Origin of the sequence: Psychrobacter sp. (assembly GCF_035469765.1) — a bacterium.
In the GTDB taxonomy this organism is placed as follows: Bacteria; Pseudomonadota; Gammaproteobacteria; order Pseudomonadales; family Moraxellaceae; genus Psychrobacter.
The window spans coordinates 1-3,301 of record NZ_DATIRM010000123.1; the positions used below are offsets into that span (position 1 = coordinate 1).

The 3,301-nt window shown below is 43.1% G+C and carries 4 protein-coding genes; all 4 read left to right on the plus strand.

The features are described 5' to 3' along the window. The coding region (locus VLN09_RS03560) for a BamA/TamA family outer membrane protein (protein ID WP_325243817.1) at positions 1 to 499 on the plus strand (499 nt) is incomplete at its 5' end. A 150-nt stretch (positions 500 to 649) separates the two neighbouring features. After that, a complete protein-coding gene (gene lpxD, locus VLN09_RS03565; protein ID WP_325243820.1) occupies positions 650 to 1,666 on the plus strand; it encodes a UDP-3-O-(3-hydroxymyristoyl)glucosamine N-acyltransferase in 1,017 nt (338 codons plus the stop codon). A gap of 106 nt (positions 1,667 to 1,772) precedes the next feature. Next, positions 1,773 to 2,282 (plus strand): 3-hydroxyacyl-ACP dehydratase FabZ, encoded by a 510-nt coding sequence (fabZ, locus tag VLN09_RS03570; protein ID WP_325243818.1) that lies wholly within the window; start codon positions 1,773 to 1,775, stop codon positions 2,280 to 2,282. Positions 2,283 to 2,436: 154 nt separating this feature from the next. Beyond that, on the plus strand, positions 2,437 to 3,216 hold the full coding sequence (lpxA, locus tag VLN09_RS03575; protein ID WP_325243819.1) for an acyl-ACP--UDP-N-acetylglucosamine O-acyltransferase: 780 nt from the start codon (positions 2,437 to 2,439) through the stop codon (positions 3,214 to 3,216). The last annotated feature ends 85 nt before the right edge of the window (positions 3,217 to 3,301 follow it).

Consider the following 3,301-nt stretch of genomic DNA (forward strand, 5'->3'; position numbering starts at 1 on the left):
TACCAAGCTTGGCTATGGTAATAATTTACCATTTTATGAAAACTTCTATGCCGGTGGTTATGGTTCGGTACGTGGTTATGAAGCCTCTACCCTTGGACCTAAATCTGAAAGTTATTCTAATGCCATTGCTGGTACTACAGAAAATATAGACGAAGAAATTGGTGGTAATGCCTTAGTAAGCTTTGGTACTGAATTGATTTTACCAATGCCATTTAAAGGGGATTGGGCAGATCAAGTACGCCCAGTACTATTTGCTGAAGGTGGTCAGGTATTTGATACCACGGATAAAGAAGATCGCACTTTTATTGATCCAGCTACTGGAGACGATACTGGGATCCCACTATTAACACAAGACAATAAATTCCGCTTTAGTGCCGGTTTAGGCGTAACTTGGTATACGCCAATTGGTCCGATTTCTCTTAGCTATGCCGTGCCTATCGGTGATAAAGAAGGCGATGAGACTGAAAAAGTCCAGTTCCAAATTGGTAATACTTTCTAAGCATCTGCTAATTGCTTTTTGCTATGTAAAGGGTTTGATAGCTATTATTTGGCCCTTTAAGTAATTGAAGCGTTCGTTAGATTTAGCCGGTCGTCAAGATGATATCTCAACTTGACGACTCTCTTATTCATGCCAATACTAATACCTATTATGATAACCATTGAGCAACTCATCTCGCAGATTGAGCAGCGCCAGCCTGTTCTTAACAAGGCTGAGCTTAGCGCTGAGCAGTGCCATCTAGGATTAGAAGGTATTGGTAATTTAACCACGGCTAACTGCCGGCAGTTAAGTTTTTTGAGCAACCCTCACTATCTATCGAGTTTGGCAAATACGCAGGCTGGTGCAGTATTTATCACTGCCGAGCATTGCAACGAAGTCCCGAATAATACGGTGGCTTTAATCGTTGCGGTCCCTTATTTGGCGTACGCTAGCGTGAGCCAACTTTTTGCTCGTCAACATTCAGTTAGCGGTATCCATCCGACAGCCGTGATAGCTGACAGTGCGGTGATCGGCAATGAGGTGACTATCGGACCTTTTTGTGTCATCGGTGAGCAGGTGCAGATTGGTGACTGCTGCGTCCTTGAAGCTCATGTGGTTGTTGAAGACAATACCACCATTGGTACAGATGGCGTCATCAAACCCCAAGTCGTGATAGGGCATGATTGTGTTGTTGGTCATCACGTAAGATTGCATGCTGGCGTGAGCATAGGCTCAGAAGGTTTTGGCTTTGCACCCACTAGAGACCCTAGTGCCACAGGAGGGGAGCGTATTGCCCAGCTAGGGCGAGTAGTGATTGGTAATCATGTACGCATTGGCAGTCACACCTGTATTGATCGCGGTGCTATCGATGATACGGTAATAGGTGATCATGTTATTATTGACAATCTAGTACAAGTGGCACATAACGTCCGTATCGGAGATGGTACAGCTATTGCTGCTCACACAGGTATCGCAGGTAGCACCAGTATTGGCAAACGCTGTATCATTGGCGGGGCGGTTGGTATTACTGGACATATTGACATCACAGATGATGTTACCTTGTCTGGTATGACTATGGTCACTAAGTCAATTACCAGTGCTGGCTCTTACTCTTCTGGAACGGCTGCTATGCCAACTGCTAACTGGCGCCGTGCTGCAGTACGATTTCGCCAGCTTGGTCGAGATTAGTATCTTATCGTTAAAGCAAATAAACATTTAAAAAGTTTGTTCTATTTGAAACCCAGCAAAGCTTGAACCTAAAGCAAGACTGAAAACACAGCAAGGAAGCACCACTATGAACAGCACCCATATAGATAACCCAACTGCAGAAGATATCAAAAGCTTGGCCGACCAAGGGTTAACGTTACCTTTAACCTATCATACGTTAAAGCATTATTTGCCACATCGTTACCCATTTTTATTGGTGGATAAGATAGTTTCCTGTACACCAGGCGAATGTATCACGGGTATAAAAAATGTCACGATTAACGAAGAGTTTTTTAATGGGCATTTCCCTGATGAGCCTATCATGCCAGGCGTATTGATGGTTGAGTGCATGGCGCAGGTATCAGGTGTTCTTGGCTTCATTAGTGCAGGGTTGACAGCAGAAGATGGCTATTTGTATTTGTTTGCAGGGGTAGATAAAGTACGCTTTAAGCGCCGCGTTATCCCAGGTGATCAGCTAATTATCCGCTCTAAAATCGTGATGCAAAAGCAGGGTATTTATAAATTTGATTGTACTGTGCATGTTGAGGGTGAGCTTGCGGTTAGTGCGCAAATTATGATTGCCCGTCAAGAGCAATAAAGCACGTTGATAACTTTGAAGAAATAATCAATAATGCGCTAAAATAAATAATGCGTTAAACTGTCTAAATCCCGATGTTAATATCTATTGATTGGCATCGTTATTGTGTTTGTTTTACTATTTACTTGCATCCGATGTTACAAAGGCACCCATTATGAGTCAGATCCATCCAACAGCACTCATCTCCCCATCTGCTACGATTGATGAAACTGCAACTATTGGCCCTTACTGTATCGTCGGTGATGAAGTTACGATTGGCGCCCATACGGTGTTGCATCGGCATGTGGTGGTCACTAGACTGACTCGCATCGGTGAGCATAATCAGTTTTATCAATTTGCCAGTATCGGTGAAGACCCTCAAGATCTAAAGTATGCAGGTGAGCGTACTTGGCTTGAGATTGGGGATCATAATACCATTCGCGAAGCCTGTAGCTTGCACCGTGGTACTGAGCAAGATGGTGGCTTGACTAAGATTGGCAGTCATAACTTGCTAATGGTCAATACCCATGTGGCTCACGATTGCTTAATTGGCGACCACAATGTATTAGCTAATAATGTCGGCGTTGCCGGTCATGTCACCATTGGCAATCATATTATTGTCGGTGGCAACTCGGGCATTCATCAGTTTTGTACGATTGATGATTATAGTTTGGTTGGTGGTGCAACTTTGATCTTAAAAGATGTAGCAGCCTTTACCATGGTTTCAGGTAATCCTGCTAAGGCCCATGGTCTTAATATTGAAGGCATGCGCCGTAAAGGCTGGTCTAAAGATAGCATCGATGTGCTGCGTCAAGCTTATCGTGTTGTATTCAGATCTGGTTTAACGACGGTTCAAGCACTTGAAGTATTAAAACAAGATTTGCTACCAAAAGAGTCAAAAATTGAATTTTTGATTGATTCGCTACAGAAGAGCCGACGCGGAGTCGTACGCTAAATTCTGTTTTGATACAGCGGTAGCTCATTTTAAATAGTTTTTACTATCAAAAATAAATGTTATAAACAGTAAGCATAAACATAAA

Excerpts from the sequence above, each read along its gene's own strand:
- fabZ (WP_325243818.1), top strand. The coding sequence starts at position 1,773 with ATGAACAGCACCCATATAGATAACCCAACTGCAGAAGATATCAAAAGC.
- lpxD (WP_325243820.1), top strand. The coding sequence starts at position 650 with ATGATAACCATTGAGCAACTCATCTCGCAGATTGAGCAGCGCCAGCCT.
- lpxA (WP_325243819.1), top strand. The coding sequence starts at position 2,437 with ATGAGTCAGATCCATCCAACAGCACTCATCTCCCCATCTGCTACGATT.